The 17,532-nt window shown below is 75.1% G+C and carries 17 protein-coding genes, 1 pseudogene and 1 riboswitch; of the genes and pseudogenes, 7 read left to right on the top strand and 11 right to left on the bottom strand.

All coding sequences use genetic code 11. From position 1 onward, the window contains the following. Positions 1-298: 298 nt before the first annotated feature. The 3 genes from ACFWH7_RS07430 to ACFWH7_RS07420 form a co-directional block, all read right to left on the bottom strand. Entirely contained in the window at positions 299-994 is a 696-nt protein-coding gene (locus ACFWH7_RS07430; protein ID WP_378215835.1) for a phosphatase PAP2 family protein, read from the bottom strand. Then, positions 994-1,704, bottom strand: a complete 711-nt coding sequence (locus ACFWH7_RS07425; RefSeq protein ID WP_378215834.1) for a phosphatase PAP2 family protein — start codon at positions 1,702-1,704, stop codon at positions 994-996. The genes ACFWH7_RS07430 and ACFWH7_RS07425 overlap by 1 nt, the downstream gene beginning before the upstream one ends. A 62-nt stretch (positions 1,705-1,766) precedes the next feature. Next, positions 1,767-2,162: a RidA family protein gene (locus ACFWH7_RS07420; RefSeq protein ID WP_378215833.1), complete on the bottom strand. Its 396-nt coding sequence runs from the start codon at positions 2,160-2,162 to the stop codon at positions 1,767-1,769. 179 nt (positions 2,163-2,341) lie between these two features. On the opposite strand from ACFWH7_RS07420, the gene ACFWH7_RS07415 reads away from it, so the two are divergent. Further along, positions 2,342-2,833, top strand: a complete 492-nt coding sequence (locus ACFWH7_RS07415; protein ID WP_378215832.1) for an NUDIX hydrolase — start codon at positions 2,342-2,344, stop codon at positions 2,831-2,833. A gap of 9 nt (positions 2,834-2,842) precedes the next feature. Further along, the gene (locus ACFWH7_RS07410; protein ID WP_378215831.1) at positions 2,843-3,124 is read left to right on the top strand and encodes a hypothetical protein; all 282 of its coding nucleotides are present in this window, start codon (positions 2,843-2,845) and stop codon (positions 3,122-3,124) included. On the opposite strand, the gene ACFWH7_RS07405 is transcribed toward ACFWH7_RS07410, so the two are convergent. The 3 genes from ACFWH7_RS07405 to ACFWH7_RS07395 form a co-directional block, all read right to left on the bottom strand. Then, positions 3,109-3,237, bottom strand: coding sequence for a hypothetical protein (locus ACFWH7_RS07405; protein WP_277513988.1), 129 nt, complete (start codon positions 3,235-3,237; stop codon positions 3,109-3,111). The two genes, ACFWH7_RS07410 and ACFWH7_RS07405, sit on opposite strands and share 16 nt — an antisense overlap. A 216-nt stretch (positions 3,238-3,453) precedes the next feature. After that, positions 3,454-4,686, bottom strand: coding sequence for an acetyl-CoA C-acyltransferase (locus tag ACFWH7_RS07400; RefSeq protein WP_378215830.1), 1,233 nt, complete (start codon positions 4,684-4,686; stop codon positions 3,454-3,456). A gap of 116 nt (positions 4,687-4,802) precedes the next feature. Further along, on the bottom strand, positions 4,803-6,053 hold the full coding sequence (locus ACFWH7_RS07395) for an acyl-CoA dehydrogenase family protein (RefSeq protein ID WP_378215829.1): 1,251 nt from the start codon (positions 6,051-6,053) through the stop codon (positions 4,803-4,805). Between the two features lie 196 nt (positions 6,054-6,249). Here ACFWH7_RS07395 and ACFWH7_RS07390 point away from each other — a divergent pair, with 196 nt between their 5' ends. Continuing rightward, positions 6,250-6,594, top strand: a complete 345-nt coding sequence (locus ACFWH7_RS07390; protein ID WP_378215828.1) for a VOC family protein — start codon at positions 6,250-6,252, stop codon at positions 6,592-6,594. Between the two features lie 52 nt (positions 6,595-6,646). On the opposite strand, the gene ACFWH7_RS07385 is transcribed toward ACFWH7_RS07390, so the two are convergent. Both ACFWH7_RS07385 and ACFWH7_RS07380 read right to left on the bottom strand, forming a co-directional pair. Next, entirely contained in the window at positions 6,647-7,804 is a 1,158-nt protein-coding gene (locus ACFWH7_RS07385; RefSeq protein ID WP_378215827.1) for an epoxide hydrolase family protein, read from the bottom strand. 80 nt (positions 7,805-7,884) lie between these two features. Next, complete coding sequence (locus ACFWH7_RS07380; protein ID WP_378215826.1) at positions 7,885-8,574, bottom strand: AraC family transcriptional regulator; 690 nt, start codon at positions 8,572-8,574, stop codon at positions 7,885-7,887. Positions 8,575-8,622: 48 nt separating this feature from the next. Here ACFWH7_RS07380 and ACFWH7_RS07375 point away from each other — a divergent pair, with 48 nt between their 5' ends. After that, on the top strand, positions 8,623-9,276 hold the full coding sequence (locus ACFWH7_RS07375; protein WP_378215825.1) for a hypothetical protein: 654 nt from the start codon (positions 8,623-8,625) through the stop codon (positions 9,274-9,276). Between the two features lie 40 nt (positions 9,277-9,316). Here ACFWH7_RS07375 and pnuC read toward each other — a convergent pair whose 3' ends face one another. After that, on the bottom strand, positions 9,317-10,027 hold the full coding sequence (gene pnuC, locus ACFWH7_RS07370; RefSeq protein WP_378215823.1) for a nicotinamide riboside transporter PnuC: 711 nt from the start codon (positions 10,025-10,027) through the stop codon (positions 9,317-9,319). Positions 10,028-10,177: 150 nt separating this feature from the next. After that, positions 10,178-10,301, bottom strand: a riboswitch (FMN riboswitch). A gap of 102 nt (positions 10,302-10,403) precedes the next feature. Continuing rightward, a complete protein-coding gene (locus ACFWH7_RS07365; protein WP_378215822.1) occupies positions 10,404-11,168 on the bottom strand; it encodes a TetR/AcrR family transcriptional regulator in 765 nt (254 codons plus the stop codon). A gap of 82 nt (positions 11,169-11,250) precedes the next feature. Between ACFWH7_RS07365 and ACFWH7_RS07360 the strand changes: the two genes are divergently transcribed. Next, positions 11,251-11,721, top strand: a complete 471-nt coding sequence (locus ACFWH7_RS07360) for an MOSC domain-containing protein (protein ID WP_378215820.1) — start codon at positions 11,251-11,253, stop codon at positions 11,719-11,721. On the opposite strand, the gene ACFWH7_RS07355 is transcribed toward ACFWH7_RS07360, so the two are convergent. Then, positions 11,703-12,911: a class I SAM-dependent methyltransferase gene (locus tag ACFWH7_RS07355; RefSeq protein ID WP_378215819.1), complete on the bottom strand. Its 1,209-nt coding sequence runs from the start codon at positions 12,909-12,911 to the stop codon at positions 11,703-11,705. The two genes, ACFWH7_RS07360 and ACFWH7_RS07355, sit on opposite strands and share 19 nt — an antisense overlap. A gap of 184 nt (positions 12,912-13,095) precedes the next feature. On the opposite strand from ACFWH7_RS07355, the gene ACFWH7_RS07350 reads away from it, so the two are divergent. Together ACFWH7_RS07350 and ACFWH7_RS07345 are read left to right on the top strand one after the other, a co-directional pair. After that, positions 13,096-14,655, top strand: a complete 1,560-nt coding sequence (locus tag ACFWH7_RS07350; RefSeq protein WP_378215818.1) for a 3' terminal RNA ribose 2'-O-methyltransferase Hen1 — start codon at positions 13,096-13,098, stop codon at positions 14,653-14,655. Beyond that, positions 14,652-17,485, top strand: a pseudogene (locus ACFWH7_RS07345) (polynucleotide kinase-phosphatase). Before ACFWH7_RS07350 ends, ACFWH7_RS07345 begins: the two are co-directional and overlap by 4 nt. Positions 17,486-17,532: the final 47 nt, after the last annotated feature.

Raw genomic sequence — 17,532 nt, 5'->3', positions numbered from 1 at the left:
GGCGGGCTCAGAGGGCGGGGCGGCGCCCGCCCGCCTCCGCGCGCGCCCGCCGCACCGCCCGCGCGCGGGCGCCTCTACCCCCCCCCCCCCCCCGCCGTCGTCGTGGGAGGGGCTCGCGGACCAGCGTTCTATCTCGCACAACCCGGGTTCTATCTCGCACAACCCGGGTTCTATCTCGCGCGACCACGGTTCTGTCTCGCGTGACCACGGTTCTACCTCGCGCAACCACGGTTCTATCTCACGTTACCGGGGTTCTACCTCGCGCTACCGGGGCCTTCTCTCGCGTGGACGTCTGCTCTCAGCGCTTCGCGGCGGCGTCGCGGCGCAGGTAGTTCCAGGCGAGCACGCAGCAGACGATGCCGTTGATCAGGCCCATCACGACGTCGGCCGGGCCGTGCGCGCCGCGGTAGAGGCGAGACATGCCGACCGCGAGCGGCACGAGGCAGCACAGGATCGTGACGACGACGCGCAGGACGGGGTGGGTGATGCGTTGCGCGAGCAGGGCGAGGGTCAGGTAGAACGCCGCGGACGCGCCGGTGTGGCCGGACGGGAAGCTCGACGTGGGCGGCGCCTCGTCGAGCCGCGAGACGTCGGGGCGTTCGCGCCCCACGACGATCGACGACGTGAGAAAGATGAGCGCCTGGAGCGCGACGGCGAGCGCGGGCACGACGGCGAACCACCACTGCCGGGTGCGCCACCAGACGAGCAGGATCGTCAGCACGGTCCCGCCGATGATGAACTCGGTCGTCCCGATCAGGGAGAACACGTCGGTCACGGTGTCCCAGAAGGGTGTGCGCCGCTCCTCCAGCCAGCGGTTCACCCCGACCTCGCCGGGCAGGTCACCCAGCGGACCCGTCACGAGGAACCCGGTTGCGACGATGAGCACCCACAGGACGGCGCCGGGGAGGAACGCCCGGAGACCGACGTCGCGCAGCACCTCCTTCGCGGTGGGTCGGGTCGTGTCGAGCTCGTAGCGGTGCACGAAGGGATGCATCAGACCTCGTTCCTGGGAGCGGAGCCGGAAGAGCGGGCGGTCCGGGCGGACGTCCACCCGTGGTAGCCGACGGCGGACGCCCCTGCGACGGCGCCGCCGAAGAGGATGCCGCCGACGACGTCGGACGGATAGTGCGCTCCGAGCAGCACGCGGTCGGCCGCGGTGACGAGGGCGAGCGCGGTTGCGCCGCTCACCACGGCGATGCGGCCGCGTCGCCCGAGCAGCGGCCAGACGAGCACCGTGAGGCTCACCCCGACGGCGGCGGCGTTCATCGCGTGCCCGGACGGGAAGCTGGACCCGGGGACGACGGTCACCGCGTCCTCGACGACGGGACGCGCGCGGTCGACGAGCTCCTTGGCCCCGAGACCGAGCGCCCACGCGCCCCAGATGGTCCCCGCCGCCCAGGCCGCGCGTGACCCGAGGCCGCGACGCCGCCACGCCCAGAGGCACACGCCCATCGCGGCGAGGTTCATCCACCGCGCGGCGAGCGCCTCCTGACCCACGAGCAGCGTGCGCTCGAACGCGGGCCGCTCGCCGGTGAACCGGGTCGCCGCGGCGACGGCGGCACGGTCGGCGTCGACGACGAGCCCTGACTCGGCGCGCACGAGCCACGCGAGCACGAGGACGGGGACCGACGCCGCGACCCCGTACGCCGCGGCCCGTCCCAGGGCGCGCCCCAGCGGGCGGCGGCGGACAGGGTCGGCGGGCACCCCCGGACGGTAGCCGGGGGCGCGGTCGCACGCCCGTGGAGAGGGGTGTCAGTCGGGACGGCTCACGCGGGCAGTGCCGCGACGGCCTCGATCTCGACGAGCGCGCCAGGCCGGCCGATCCCGAGCCGCAGGACCGTCACGGCGGCCGGGTGCGGACCCCAGACCTCGCCGACCGCGGCGAAACCCTCCATGAGATCAGCCTCGGGGTCGAGGTAGACGGCGAGCCGCGCGACGTCCTCCGGCCCTGCGCCGGCCTCGGCCAGCACGGCGAGGACGTTGCGCAGCGCCTGCGCCGTCTGGGCCGCGATGCCGCCCTCGACGATCGCGCCGTCCGCGTCGGTGCCGTTCTGGCCGCCGACGTAGAGCGTGCGACCGGTCTCGACGATCGTGCCCTGGGAGAACGCCGGGTTGCGGTGCAGCCCGGCAGGATTGAGGTGCGTGACGCTCGGCGTGGTCATGGTCGTCCCCTCCTGCGTTCTGGTCCTGAGACGGCCGACGCTACGCCGCGCCACCCACACGCTCCGGGCGGGGCGGACACCGGTTCTCCGTCCCGGAGCGGGCTCGCGGCCCACCCGGCGGTGCGGCGGCAACCCGGTCCCGACGGGCCGTCCCGCCGTCGGCTGTGTAGGAAGGAGGGGTGAAGCAGTCAGCAGGGCTCGTGCTCTACCGGTTCCGTGACGACGTGGTCGAGGTGCTCCTCGGGCACATGGGCGGTCCGCTGTGGGCGCGCAAGGACGCGGGCGGCTGGACGATCCCCAAGGGCGAGGTGGAGGCGGGCGAGGACGGCCACGCCGCGGCGCTGCGCGAGTTCGCGGAGGAGCTCGGCGTCTCGGCCCCCACGGCGGAGGCACCCGACCTGGACCTCGGCACCGTGCGCCAGCGCGCCGGAAAGCTCGTCGCGGCGTGGGCGCGCGAGGCGGACCTCGACGTCACGGCGATCTCCAGCAACACGTTCGCGCTCGAGTGGCCGCCGCGCTCGGGGCGGATGCAGGAGTTCCCGGAGCTCGACCGGGCCGGCTGGTTCCCGGTCGCGCGTGCCCGCGGGCTCGTCGTCGCGGGTCAGGTCCCGCTGCTCGACCGCCTCGAAGAGCATCTGGCGGACGCCCGCGACCGTGCTGTCGAGCCGTAGGCTCCGGGCGTGGCGCTCTATCACTACGGGCTGTCGAAGCCACCGCGCAACCAGCGGCGGCGCCGCTGGTGGGCCGTCACCATCTTGTTGTTCTGCGCCCTGCTCACCCCGTTCACGGTCCTGGGAGCGGTCCGGGGATGGGCCGCGGGCGACGTCGGCGACGCGCTGGGGCTGACGTTGGTCTCCGTCCTCTGCCTTGGCGGCGTCGCCAGCGCGGTCTGGGCGCTCGTCGACTCGTTCCGCCGCGGCGGACCGCACCGTGACGGGGCGGGAGATCAGCCGAGCAGGTAGGGCGCCGCAGCGAATCCCGCGGCAAGGCCGACGAGCGCGACGGCGACGGCGGACAGGTGCGAGTGGCGCGCGCGGCTCGCGGTGCGGCGGGCTGCGTCGGTCACGGTGGTCATACGGGTCCTCTCGTCGGGGGTGGTTCCAGGGAGAGAGACCGCGCCCGACGCGATCCATGACGCGATTTCGGCCGGCCTCGGCGCGATCTGCGTCACACCGCGGCGACCGAAGCGCGCCAACCCTGGTGCAGCATCGTGCACCAGGGCTGGTCGGTTCGCGCGTCCAGGCGCGTCAGGAGCTCACCAGGCGACCGGCCCGGCGGCGCTGAGGGGCTGTCAGGCGCGCAGGATCAGCGCGTCGCCCTGCCCGCCGCCGCCGCACAGCGCCGCCGCGCCGATGCCGCCCCCGCGGCGCTTCAGCGCGAGCGCGAGGTGCAGCGCGAGGCGGGCGCCGGACGCGCCGACGGGGTGGCCGAGCGCGATCGCGCCGCCGTCGGTGTTCACGACGTCCGCGTCGATGCCGAGGTCGGCGACCGACTGGAGCGCTACCGCGGCGAACGCCTCGTTGATCTCGACCAGGTCGAGGTCCGCCGCGGCGACGCCCTCGCGCTTCACGGCGGCCTCGATGGCGCGCGCGGGCTGGGAGTGCAGCGAGTTGTCGGGGCCGGCGACCTGGCCCGCGGCGCCGATCTCCGCGAGCCAGGACAGCCCGTTGCGCTTCGCGAAGGCACGGCTCGCGACGACGACCGCCGCGGCGCCGTCGGACAGCGGCGAGCTGGACCCCGCGGTGATGGTGCCGTCCTTGACGAAGGCCGGGCGCAGGCGTTCGAGCGCCTCGAGCGTCGTGTCGGCGCGCACGCCCTCGTCGTGCTCGACGACGACCGGCTCGCCCCGGCGCTGCGGTACCTCGACCGGCGCGATCTCGTCCGCGAGGCGCCCGGCGTCGCGCGCGGCGGCGGCGCGCTGGTGCGAGCGCAGCGCGAACGCGTCCTGCTCGGGGCGGCCGATGCCGCGCGTCGCGCACCCGCGGTCGGTGAGCTCGCCCATGACCTCGCCGCTGAACGGGTCGTTCAGGCCGTCGTGCGTGAGCGAATCCGCCATCGTCACGTCGCCGAACGCGAACCCCGAGCGCGACCCGACGACGAGGTGCGGCGCGTTCGTCATGGACTCCTGGCCGCCCGCGACGACGACGGTCGCCTCGCCCGTGCGGATCAGACGCGCCGCGTCGATGATCGCGGTGAGCCCCGAGAGGCACAGCTTGTTGATCGTCACGGTCGGCACGTCCCAGCCGAGTCCCGCGAGGATCGCGGCCTGGCGCGCGGGACCCTGCTTGGCGCCAGCCTGCACCACCTGCCCGAGGATGACGGTGTCGACCTGCTCCGGCGCGACGCCCGACGCAGCGAGCGCGCCGCGGATCGCGTGCGCGCCGAGCTCGGCGGCCGAGAGCGAGGCGAGCGCCCCGCGGAAGCGCGCGAACGGGGTGCGCGCGCCGTGCAGGAGGACCGGAGTGACCTCGTCCTCGGGGGTGACGGCTGCGGCGTCGGGCAGGGTGGTGGCGTCGGTGCTCATGGGGCTCCGTCCGGGGAGAAGGCGGGAGGGCGAGGGCGGAAAGGGGAAGCCCCGGCGCCGCGAGGAGGGGCGAGCGGCGCCGGGGAGCTGGGGGAGGGCGGGTGCCCTCGGGACCGTCAGACGAACGCGGAGACGCCCGTGATGTCGCGCCCGACGATGAGCGCCTGGACGGACTCGGTGCCCTCGTACGTGTGCAGGGCCTCGACGTCCGCGAAGTGCCGCGCGACGCGGTTCTGGAGCAGGATGCCGTTGCCGCCGAGCAGGTCGCGCGCGCTCGCCGCGACCTCGCGAGCGCCGCGCGTGCACGTGTACTTGGCGAGCGACGCCTGCGGGCCGGTGAGTGTCCCGGCCTCGTCGAGCCGCGTCATCTGCGCGACGAGGAGCTGGAGCTGCGTGATCGTCGAGAGCATCTTGGTGAGGCGCTCCTGGACCATCTGGTTCGCGGCGAGCGGGCGGCCGAACTGGACGCGCTGCTTCGCGTACGCGACCGCGGACTCGTAGCAGGCCATCGCGTGCCCGACGGCGGCCCACGCGACCCCGAGGCGCGTCGCGAAGAGCACGCGCGAGGTGTCCTTGAACGACCGCGCGCCCGGCAGGGCGTTCTCGGCGGGGACGAACACGTCGTCGAGCACGACGTGCGCCTGCCAGATCGCGCGCAACGACACCTTGCCGGTGATGGTCGTGCCCGTGTATCCGGGGGTGTCCTGCGGCACGACGAACCCGTGGACCTGGTTGTTCGTGGGGTCGGCGTCGGCGCCGACCAGCCGCGCCCACACGACCGTGACGTGGCCCGACGAGCCGTTGCCGATCCACTTCTTCTCGCCGTTCAGCACGTAACCTTCGACGCCGTCGCGCGTCTCCTTGCGCGCCGTCGTCTCGAGCGAGACGGAGTCCGAGCCGTGGGTGGGCTCGGTGAGCGCGAACGCGCCGAGGATCTCCCCGCGCGCCATGGGCTCGGCGTACCTCGCCCGCTGCTCGTCGGAGCCGAGCATCTGGATGCTGCGCAGCGCGAGGCCGCCCTGGACGCCGCAGATCGTCGCGACGGAGCCGTCGCCGCGCGACATCTCCATCGCGGCGAGCCCCGCGCCGAGCAGGCTCACGCGCGGGCGGCCCTCGACGTCGACGCCGTCGCGCAGCAGGTCGAGCTCGCCCATGCGCTTGACGAGGTCGAACGGGACCTCGGCGCGCTCCCAGTAGTCGTCGATGACCGGGAGCACCTCGTCCTGGACGAACTGCCGGACGCGCTGCTGGTGGGCGCGGTCCTCCTCGGTCGCGTCGGCGAACGCGCCGGCGTAGTCGAGGTCGAGCGGGGTCGCGAGGTCGTAGGTGGGCTCGGTGACGCCGGGCATGATCGGGGTGGTGGGCATCGGTGCTCCCCTGGGAGGGCGGCTGCGGTCGGTCGTGCGCGACCGGCTCCGGCGCGGGTTCCCGGGTGCGGGCCCGGCGTCGGCGGCGGTCTCTCCCATAGTGCAGCGATACCCGGTCTCAGTCAATCTGAGACGGCGTATCGCGCCGGTTCGGCGACGCCGTGCGGCCCCGCGGCCGCCGTCCTACCGTCGAGAGATGACCCTCGACCTGTTCGTCACGATGCACGTGCGCGACCACGACCCGGCGCGCGACTGGTACGTGCGCCTGCTCGGCGCGGAGCCGACGTTCGTCGCGACACCCACCGAGTCCGTGTGGGAGCTCGCCGAGCACCGGTGGCTCGTCGTCGAGCAGGTGCCCGAGCACGCCGGGCACGGCGTCCTCACGGTGTTCCGCGACGACGTCGACGCGTTCCTCGCGGCGGCGTCGGACCGGGGGATCGAGCCGGACCGGCGCGAGACGTACGACGGCGGGGTCGTGAAGATCGTGTTCCGCGACCCCGACGGCAACGAGGTCGGGCTCAGCGGCGCGCTCCCGGGATAGCGCCGCGCCTCGTCGCCGAGAGCCCCCGCGACGGGGGGGCAGGCGCACCAGGTCAGCGCGCCGGCTGGAGCGCGGGCGCGCCGAGGAACGAGCGGACGTCGGCCGCGACGTCGTCGGGCCGCTCCAGGGCGGGGAAGTGGCCACCGCGCGGGTGCTCCGCCCAGTAGGGCAGCGACTCCCCGGGGTCGAGGATGCGGCGCATGAGCGGTTCCTCCCCGAACGCCGTCATGCCCTGAGGGCGGTCGTGCGAGCGACCCCAGGCCTGCTGCGCGTGGGCTGCCTCGTAGAGGAGGTTCGCGGCGCCGTCGCCCGCGCGCCCGAACCAGCTCACGCTCACGAGGGTGAGCAGGTCGTCGCCGTCGACGGCATCTTCGGGCAGCTCGTGCCGAGGGTCGGTCCACTCGTGGAACTTCTCGGCGATCCACGTGAGCTGCATGGCGGGGGAGTCGGTGAGCCCGTAGGCGACGCTCAGCGGTCGCGTGGTCTGCACCTGGAGGTAGCCGAAGTCCTCGGACCGTGCCGCGACGAGGTTCGCGTGCCGCTCGCGCTCCGCGTCCGTGAGATGGTCGGTCGGGGGCGTGTACGCCGTCGCGATGGCGCCGGGGTCCGTCGACACGAGGGACGCGAGCACCCGGTCGCCAGCGTCCAGGCAGAGCTGCTCGGCGACACCCGCGCCGACGTCGCCCCCGAACACCGCGTACCGGTCGTAGCCCAGCGCGCGGATGACGCGGTCGAACGCGTTGGCCGTGCGGGCGATGTCCCAGCCGTACGACGCGAGCGGCGTCGACAGCCCGTAGCCGGGCATGGACGGCGCGACGACGTGGAACGCCGGGCCGTCGTCGGGCTCGGCGAGGAGCGGGGCGAGGCGCGCGAACTCGGCGAACGACGTCGGGTAGCCGTGGCACAGCAGCAGCGGCGTCGCGTCCGGGCGCGACGAGCGCACGTGCAGCCCGTGGACAGGCTGGCCGTCGACGTGCGCGACGAACTGCGGCATCCGGTTGAGCCGTGCCTCCTGCGCGCGCCAGTCGAACGTCGTGCGCCACCGTTCCGCGAGCCCGCGCGCGTAGCCCACCGGGGTCCCGCGCTCCCACGTGCCGGTGAGCTCGGCGGGCCAGCGCGTGCGCTCCAGCCGGTCGCGCAGGTCGGCGACCTCCGCGTCGCTCACGGCGATCTCGTACGGTCGGACGTCCAGGTCGGTGTCGGTTCCCATGGCCGGTCCTCCTCGGCGGCGGTCGTGACCCCCACCACGCAACCGCGTCCCGCCGGTGCTGTCTTGAACGAGCGCGACACTCAGACGGGTTCGCCGCGGTCACGCGTGCGCCCCGGCGTCAGGCCCGTGAGGCGCTTGAGGTCGCGGGTGAGGTGGGCCTGGTCGGCGTAGCCGAGCCGGAACGCGACGTCCGCGATGGGGCGGCCGTCCTGCAACCGGGCCACGGCCTCGCGCGCCCGCTCGATCCGGCGGACCCGCTGCGGGCTGATCCCGACGGCGTGCGCGAAGTGCCGCTCGACCGTGCGCGGCGACCAGCGCCCGGCGCCGCCGTCGAGCGCGGCCTCGACCACCGCGTCCTGGCGCACGACCCGGGACGCCACGAGCGCGGCGAGGAGCAGGTCGACGTCCGGCGCGTCGAGGTCGAGGGACGGGAACGGCCAAGCGCGTCCCGCGAGGACGAACGCGCCCTGGCCGAGCAGCGGGAGGCGGTCGGTGCGGTCGCACCACGCGGTGACGGGCTCGTGCGCGAAGTAGGCGCCCGGCGCGAAGCGGACCCCGAGGTTGTGGCTCCTGGCCGTGTAGGGGACGGGCGTCGGCCGGGACGACGGCCCGGACAGCAGGACCCGACGATCACCCTCCCGGAGGGTGAAGACGAGGTCCCAGCGGGCGTCCGCGGACGCGACGTAGGTCCCGTCGGTGAGGTCCACGGTGGCCCACACGACGTCCACGGCGGGGGAGGGGGCGGCGCGCTCCCGGTAGAGGAAGCCCACGCGCCCAGTCTAGGTCGCCGCCCCGGCGGGCTCCCGTAGGGTCAGGGGATGGTGGACTGGGACGACGACGCCTCCGCGGGCGCGTGGATCGCGGAGCGGCTCGGGGAGTTCGGCCCGCGCGTCGACGGCACGGTCCCGCGTGGGTACGCGGCGTACGCGTGCGTCCCGCACCCGGGCTGGGACGACGACGTCACGCTCGCGGCGCAGACCGCCGCCCTGGTCGCCGCGCTCGGGCGCTCCACCGGGGACCAGCCGGTGCATCTGGCCCTGTGGACGGGCCACGCGTTCCTCTACGACCACGGGACGGACCCGCGCGCGAGCTCGGGGGTCGCGCCGCTCGTCGGGTGGCCCGAGGACGAGCCGCGGCCTACGCCCGAGGAGATCGAGCGCGCGGTCGCCGAGGCGTGGGAGCACCTCGCGCCGACGCTCGTCGAGCGCCCGGCCGCCCCGATGCTCCTGCTCCCGCACCGCGAGTACCACCTGTGGACGGGGACGCTCGGCGACGCCGGCGCGTTCCGCGACCACGAGCAGCCGCCCAACCTGTGGTGGCCCGAGGACCGCTCGTGGTTCGTCGGGACGGAGATCGACGCCGCCGCGACCTACGTGGGCGGGAGCGAGGAGCTCGTCGAGGCGCTGTGCGCCGACCCGGCGCTGCGCGCGAGCCGCGCGGCGCCGTCGGACCGGATGCTGTTCGAGGACTGACCGACGGCCACGGCTTCTGCCCTGGCCACAGGCAACCGGGTCAGGCGGGCGCGCCCGCCGTCGCGGCGTCCGCCTCGGCAGCGGCCGCCGCGCGGCGGTTGATGCGCCACCACACGAAGAACCCGACGAGCGTGAACGCGCCGTAGAACACGTACATGAACGCCGACGCGTAGAAGCCGGCCGAGATCAGCAGCGGCACGCCCACGACGTCCACGGCGACCCAGATGAGCCAGAACTCGACCCAGCCCTTCGCCATGCCGTACGTCGCGAGCAGCGAGCCCATGAAGATCCAGGCGTCGGCCCAGACGGGCTCGTACGACTCGAGCGCGCGGAACACCGGCGTGAGCAGCGCCGTCCCGGCGACGAGCGCGACGACGAGGAACGCGCGCTGCCGCCACGACGCCCAGCGCGGCACGACGGCGACGCCGTGGCTGTCCGCGTCGGCGTCACCCAGGCGCGCCTGGGTCCGCCGCCACTGCACCCACCCGTACACCGACACGACGATGAACATGACCTGGCGGCCGGCCTGGCCCAGCAGGTTGACCGGGTTGGGCGTCGCGAAGACCGCGCCGAGGAACACCGTGAGCAGCAGCAGGTTGCCGACGATGCCTACCGGCCACGCCCACACCTTGCGCCGCATGCCGCCCAGCGCCGACGCCAGGCCGAACCCGTTGCCCACGATCTCGCGCCACAGCAGGTGCTGGTCGCCGATCGTCAGCTGCGCGTCGAACAGCGTGTGGATCAGGTCCATCGGATGTCCTCGTCCTCCCGGGCACGTCGGCTCCGGGGTGAGGGCGGGCGGCAGGGTCGGGCCACGAGGGCCCGACGGCGTCGCTCACCACGGCGAGGCCGCGCCCCGTCGCGCGGGCTCGCCAGAGCCCGGCCGAGGACGGCCGCGCCGCACGTGCTTCCTCCCATCCGGACTGTCACCGTCGGTCCTGGAGTTCCACCAGGTCAACCGCGCGTGGGCGCGGGTCGCGGACTGTCACCGCCGGCTCGGAATTGCACCGACCCCGGAGCACGTTCGTGCGTACTGCGTTCTGCAACCGCCGATGCTACTCGCGCATTCCCCGCGTGCGACGCGGTCGCGCGGCCGTCCCACGGGCTGGGACGGGTGGCGTCCGGGCTCAGGCGAGCGCGTCGCGGACCGCCCGGGCGACGTCGTCCGCGACGCCCTGGGCGTCCGTCCCGGCGTCGACAACGGTGACGACGACACGGCGGCCGGGCACGCCGTCACCCGAGTCGCGGCGCTCGGCGGTGGCGGTGTCGTCGGGCGCGGCGTACCGGCCGACGGCGGCGCGGCGCAGATCCGCGAACGCCTCCTCGAGGTGCGGGCGCAGGTCCTGCTCGGGGGAGCGCAGCCACCGGCGCAGGAGCGCGTTGTGCACCGCGACGACGGACGCCGCGAACGCGATGGACGCGGTCGACCGGCGCTCGTCGGGCGGGAGCGCGTCGCGCAGGTACGCGGTGAACGCGCGCTCGTAGCGGTGGGTCGTCACGAGCTCGCGGTCGCGCAGTGCGGGCACCTGCTGGAGGAGCTGCCACCGCGCGAGCGAGGTCTCGCGCTGCCCGACGTGGTGGTCGAACACGAGCCGCGCCGCGCGGCAGACCTCGACGTACGGGTCGACGGCCGGGTCCGGCGTGAGCCGGCCGTCGGCGTCGGGCACGGGCCGTGTCGCGGCGAGCATGACGACGACCTCGTCGAGCAGGAGCTCGTGGTCCGCGAAGACCACGTCCTCCTTGGACCCGTAGCGGCGGAAGAAGGTGGCGCGGCTGACCTGGGCGGCGTCGGCGATCTCCTCGACGGTCGTCTGCTCGTAGCCCTTGCGGGTGAAGAGCTCGATCGCTGCGTCGACGGCCTGGGCATGGGTGCGGCTGCGGACGTCGGTCATGCACCGGACGGTACACCGGTACCCGTCGCTCGCCCGGTCCGGGCGGTGGTCGTGCGGCTCGGCCGGGTGCGAGGCTGGGACCATGCCCGACCAGCCCCGCGTGCACACGATCCACGTCGCCAAGGCCCGGCGGCTCCCGACCCGCGTCGTCGAGGAGGTCGAGGCCGAGGAGGGCAAGGGCCTCGTCGGCGACCGGTACCACGGCTCGAAGCACCGGCACGTGACGATCCAGACGCTCACCGACCTGGCGGACGCGTCCGCCGACCTCGGGCAGGAGATCGACCCGGGCCTCACGCGCCGCAACGTCACGCTCACCCACGGCGACCTGCCCACGAAGCCGGGCACGTTCCTGCGGATCGGGGACGTCGAGCTCCAGGTGCTCCGGATCGCCGCACCCTGCCGTCTGCTCGACGACTGGATCGCGCCGGGGGCGATGCGCGCGATGCACGCACGGGGCGGGGTGGTGTGCCGCCTGCTGTCCTCGGGCACGATCCGCGCGGGCGACGTCGTCGTGTGGGACGACCCGGCCGTGGATCAGGGCACGAGCCGGTAGAACCGGAAGAACGAGAAGTCGTCGACGGGCAGCACCTCGACGTCGGCGAACCCGGCCTCGCGCGCGTACCGGCGCAGCGTCGCGGGGCGCATGACGGTCCCCGTGCCGACTGACGGCGGGGACGACAGCCCGTCGGGCAGGCACACGAACAGGCTGTACCCGTACATGACCCGGTCGACGTCGTCGGCGGGAGCGGTGAACTCCTCGCCCACGGCCTCGTCCATGACGACCACGACGCCGTCGGGCCGGACCGCGCGGCGCACGGCGTCGAGCACGGCCGCCGGGCGCGGCATGTCGTGCACGCACTCGAACGCGAAGGCCGCGTCGAAGGGCAGCCCGGCGGGCTCGACGAGGCCGAGCTCGGCGGCGTCCGCGAGGTGGAACGTCACGCGGTCCGCGAGGCCGGCCTCCTCGGCCGCCGCGCGCGCCGCAGCGACCGAGGGCCGGTCCACGTCGACGCCGTGGAGCACCGCGCCCGGGTACGCGCGGGCGAGGGCGAGCGTCGACCAGCCGAACCCGCACCCGACGTCGACGACCCGGGCCCCGGGCCGGCTCAGCACGTCGTGGACCGCGGGGACCCGCGCGAGCGTCGGCGCGAGCTCGCGCTCGAACCACGGCCGGTTGACCTCGGCCTGGGCCTCGCGCGCGTCGTCGCCGAGCTGGTCCCAGGACACGCCGCCCCCCGTGCGGTAGGCGTCGAGCAGGTGCGGGAGCTGGGGCCCGATCGCCCCGACGAAGCGTGCGAGCGGCGCGACGTACGCGAGCGAGGTCGTGTCGGTGAGCACCTCCGCGTGCGCGGCCGGCAGGGCGTAGAGGCGCTCGCGGGCCGCCGCGACCGGGTCGGCGGCGAGCGCGGGACCGGCGCCCGGGTCCTCGGCGGCGAGGATCCCGCTCGCCGCCTGCTGCTCCAGCCACTCGCGCGCGTACCGCTCGTGGGTGCCGGTGCGCTCGGCGAGCCCGGTCGAGGTGAGGGGACCGGCGTCGACGAGCGCGCGGTACCACCCGAGCCGGTCGCCGACGTGGACGGCGAGGACGTCGATCGCGCCGAGCGTCGCGGCGAACAGGCGGTCGGCGAACGCGTCGGCGTCCGGGGCAGAGGCGTCGGACGCGGTGGTTCCCGCCGGGGCCGGGTCGGCCCCCGCGCGCTCGTCCCCCGGGCCTCCGGGCCCGTTCTCGGCTGTGGCGACCATGCGCGGCCTCCGGCTGGACGTTGGCCGGGCGCGTGCCGTGGGCAGCGGCGCCCGTGGGTTCGACGGTAGACCTCCGCGGCGCCCGCGTCGATGGGCGGAGCGGCTGAACTTCGGTCGTCCACAGGTCGCGCGACCGTCCACAATCCCGGTGCCCCGCCCGGCGCCGGATGGCACCATGGCGGCCATGCTCGTGACCCTCGCCGCGACGGCGTCCCCGGGGACGCTCGACGACGCCACCGACCTCGGGTTCCTGCTGCACAAGCACCCGGACCGCGCCCAGGTGTTCGACCTGCCCGTGGGCCGCGCGCACGTGTTCTACCCCGAGGCGACGGCGGAGCGGTGCGAGGTCGCGCTGCTGCTCGAGGTGGACCCGGTGGGGATCGTGCGGAACAAGCGCTTCGGCGGCGGTGACGCCTTCGCGCTCGCGCAGTACGTCAACGACCGCCCGTACGCGGCGTCGTCGATGGTCGCGGTCGCGCTGGGCAAGGTGTTCGCGACGGCGATGGCGGGCCGGTGCGACGCGCGCCCGGAGCTTCCCGACGTCGAGCTTCCGCTGGAGGTGCACGTCCCGTCGCTGCCCTGCCGCGGCGGTGCCGACCTGGCGCGCCGGCTCTTCGAGCCGCTGGGCTGGCACGTGACCGCGACCGCGGAGCCGCTCGACCCGACCGTCCCCGCATGGGGCACCTCGCGCTACGTGGACCTGCGCCTGCGCGGCGCGCAGCGGCTCGCCGACGCGCTCGCGCAGCTCTACGTGCTGCTGCCCGTGCTCGACGACGCGAAGCACTACTGGGTCTCGACGGACGAGGTGGACAAGCTCGTGCGCGCGGGCGGCGGCTGGCTCGCCGACCACCCGGAGCGTGCGCAGATCCTGCGCCGCTACCTCGCGCACCAGCGCCGGTACGTCGAGGACGCGACGGCGCGCCTCGCCGCGCTCGACGGCGCCGCGCCCGCGGACGTGGTCGAGCCCGACGGCGGACGCTGGCCCGCCGGCGAGGTCTCGCCCGGCGGGATCGTGTCCGACGACGGGGTCTCACCCGGGGCTGACGCCGCGCCGGAGCCGCCGCTCGCCCGGCAGCGCGCGGACGCGGTGCTCGGGGTGCTCCACGAGGTCGGCGCGCGGACCGTCGTCGACCTCGGGTGCGGGGAGGGCGCGCTCCTGCGTCGTCTCGCCGCGGACCGGACGTTCACGCGTGTCCTCGGCACCGACGTCTCGGCGCGCGAGCTCGAGCGCGCCGCCGCGCGGCTGCGCCTGCACGACGCGAGCGACGCCGAGCGCGAGCGAGTGCGCCTGCTCCAGTCGTCCCTCACCTACACCGACGACCGGGTCACGGGGTTCGACGCCGCGGTGCTCATGGAGGTCGTCGAGCACGTCGACCCGTCGCGCCTCGACGCGCTGGCGCACGCGGTGCTGGGGCACGCGCGTCCTCGCGTCCTCGTCGTGACGACGCCCAACGCCGAGTACAACGTGCACTACCCGAACCTCCTCGACGGACCGGGCGGGAGCCGGGTGCGGCACCCCGACCACCGGTTCGAGTGGACGCGCGCCGAGCTGCGCGCGTGGGCGGGCACCGCCGCGGAGCGGTACGGGTACGTGGTCGAGCACCGCGACGTCGGCCCCCTCGCCCCGGACGTCGGGGCGCCCACGCAGATGGTGGTGCTCACGCTCGTACCCGACGCGATCGCCGCGCACGGCGCGTCGGACGCCGCAGCACCCGGCACGGACGACGGAGGGGAGGCGCGATGAGCGAGCCCACGACCGAGCAGTCCACCGAGCAGGCGGCCGAGCAGGCGGCCGAGCAGGCGACGACGACCCTCGAGCTGCGCGTCCCCGCGACGAGCCTCGTGGTGCTCGTCGGCGTCTCCGGATCCGGGAAGTCGACGTTCGCGCGTGAGCACTTCGGCCGGTACGAGACGGTGTCGTCCGACGTGTGCCGCGGGCTCGTGTCGAACGACGAGAACGACCAGGCGGCGACCAAGGCCGCGTTCGAGGTGCTGGAGACGATCGTGTCCAAGCGCCTCGAGGCGAACCTGCTCACCGTCGTCGACGCGACGAACGTGCAGCGCGAGGCGCGCAAGTCCCTCGTCGCCCTCGCGCGCGCCCACGACGTGCTGCCCGTGGTGATCGTCCTCGACGTGCCGGAGAAGGTCGCGGTCGAGCGCAACGCGGCGCGTGCGGACCGCGGGTTCGGCGCGCACGTGGTGACGCGGCAGCGCGCGGCGCTGCGGTCGTCGCTCAAGAGCCTGCAGCGCGAGGGGTTCCGCACCGTGCACGTGCTGCGCGGGGAGCGGGAGGTCGCGGCGGCGCGCATCGTGCGCACGCCGCTGCTCACCGACCGCCGCGGCGAGCACGGCCTGTTCGACGCGATCGGTGACGTGCACGGCTGCCTCGACGAGCTGGTGACCCTGCTCGGCGAGCTGGGGTACGCCGTCGTGCGCGACGACGCGGGCCGGCCCGTCGACGCCGCGCACCCCGAGGGGCGGCGTGCGATCTTCCTCGGCGACCTCGTGGACCGCGGCCCCGACTCCCCGGGCGTGCTACGCCTCGTGATGGGCATGGTCCGCGCGGGGCACGCGCTCGCGGTGCCGGGCAACCACGAGCACAAGCTCGTGCGCGCGCTCGGCGGGCGCGACGTGAAGGTCTCCCACGGCCTCGAGACGACGCTCGCCCAGCTCGCCGAGGAGCCCGAGGAGTTCCGGCGCGAGGTCGAGTCGTTCTGCCGCGACCTCGTGTCCCACCTCGTGCTCGACGAGGGTCGCCTCGTCGTCGCGCACGCGGGACTCAAGGAGTCCTACCAGGGCCGGGCGTCGGGCCGCGTGCGGAGCTTCGCGCTCTACGGCGACACCACGGGCGAGACCGACGAGTTCGGGCTGCCCGTGCGCTACCCGTGGGCCGACGACTACCGCGGTAGCGCGATGGTCCTCTACGGGCACACGCCGACGCCCGAGGCGGAGTGGGTCAACAACACGATGTGCCTCGACACGGGGTGCGTGTTCGGCGGGAAGCTCTCCGCGCTGCGCTACCCCGAGAAGGAGGTCGTGCAGGTCCCGGCCGCGCGCGAGTACTACGCGCCCGCGCGCCCGTTCCTGCCCGACGGCACCGCGGACGCCGGAGCGGCCGCGCGCGAGCCCGACCTGCTCTCCGTGTCCGACGTGCTCGGGCGACGCGTCGTCGAGACCTCGACGAACGGGCGCGTGACCGTCGGCGAGGAGCAGGCGGCGGGCGCTCTCGAGGTCATGAGCCGGTTCGCCGTCGACCCGCGCCTGCTGCTGTACCTGCCGCCGACCATGAGCCCGGTCGCGACCTCGACCCTGCCCGGCCTGCTCGAGCACCCCGACGGTGCGTTCGCCGCGTACGCGCGCGACGGCGTCGACCGGGTCGTGTGCGAGGAGAAGCACATGGGCTCGCGCGCGGTCCTCCTCGTCGCGCGCGACTCGGGGCCGGACGGCTCGCGCGTCGTCGCGGAGCGGTTCGGGATCGAGGCGCCCGGCGCGGTGCACACGCGCACGGGGCGGTCGTTCCTCGACGAGCCGACGACGGCGTTGCTGCTCGGGCGCGTCGCCGCGGCCCTCACTGCGGCTGGGACGTGGGGCGCGCTCGGCGCCGACTGGGTGCTGCTCGACGCCGAGGTGCTCCCGTGGTCCCTCAAGGCCGACCAGCTCCTGCGCGACCAGTACGCGAGCGTCGGGGCGGCCGCGCGGGCCGTCATGCCGTCGGCGCTCGCGGCCCTCGGCGCCGCGGAGGCGCGCGGCGTGGACGTGGGAGAGCTCCGCCGCCGGACGGCGCGGCGCGCGACCGACGCCGAGCTGTTCGTCGAGTCCTACCGGCGCTACCGCTGGGACACGGGAGCCGCCGGCGCCGGCGGTGCCGACGAGGGCTCGGCCGATCCGCTGCGCGGTGTGCAGGTCGCGCCGTTCCAGGTGCTCGCGAGCGGGACGTCCGCGCGACCCGGGTCCGCGGAGGCGGCCGGGACGACGTACGCCGAGCGCGACCACCTGTGGCACCTCGACGTCGCGGATGGGCTCGTGGCCGCCGACCCGGTGCTGTTCCGCGCGACGCGGCGGGTGGTAGTGGTTTAAGGCGTGGAGCGCGTGCGCGGGCTGGGGTCGGGGGGGGCGGGGGGGGGGGGCGCGGCCCCCCCGCGCGGGGCGCGGCGCCCGCGCGCGGTGGGGTGGCGCTCCTACCGCCACAGCCCCCGCCCCGCGCCGTGGGGACGGCGTGGTGGGAGGAGCTCACGGCGGCCGGGGGAGAAGGCATGGTGGTCAAGCCGCTGGCCAACCTCGTGCGGCGGCGGGGCGGGTCCGGGAAGGGCGGCGGGCTCGTCCAGCCGGGCCTCAAGGTCCGCGGCCGGGAGTACCTGCGCATCATCTACGGCCCCGAGTACACGGAGGAGCGCCACCTCGGACGGTTGCGCGAGCGGTCGCTGGGACGCAAGCGCTCGCTCGCGCTGCGTGAGTACGCGCTCGGCCTCGAGGCGCTCGACCGGGTCGCGCGCGGCGAGCCGACGTGGCGCGTCCACGAGCCGGTGTTCGCCGTCCTCGCGCTGGAGTCGGAACCGGTCGACCCGCGGCTCTGACCACGCGCGTCGTCCCCCGTCGCGAGCGGGGTCTCGTCACGCGGCTT

The organism is Cellulosimicrobium cellulans, from assembly GCF_042723955.1.
Classification (GTDB): domain Bacteria; phylum Actinomycetota; class Actinomycetes; order Actinomycetales; family Cellulomonadaceae; genus Cellulosimicrobium; species Cellulosimicrobium cellulans_H.
Note: the sequence above shows the minus strand (reverse complement) of the source record. Positions and strands in the feature narration are given on the sequence as shown.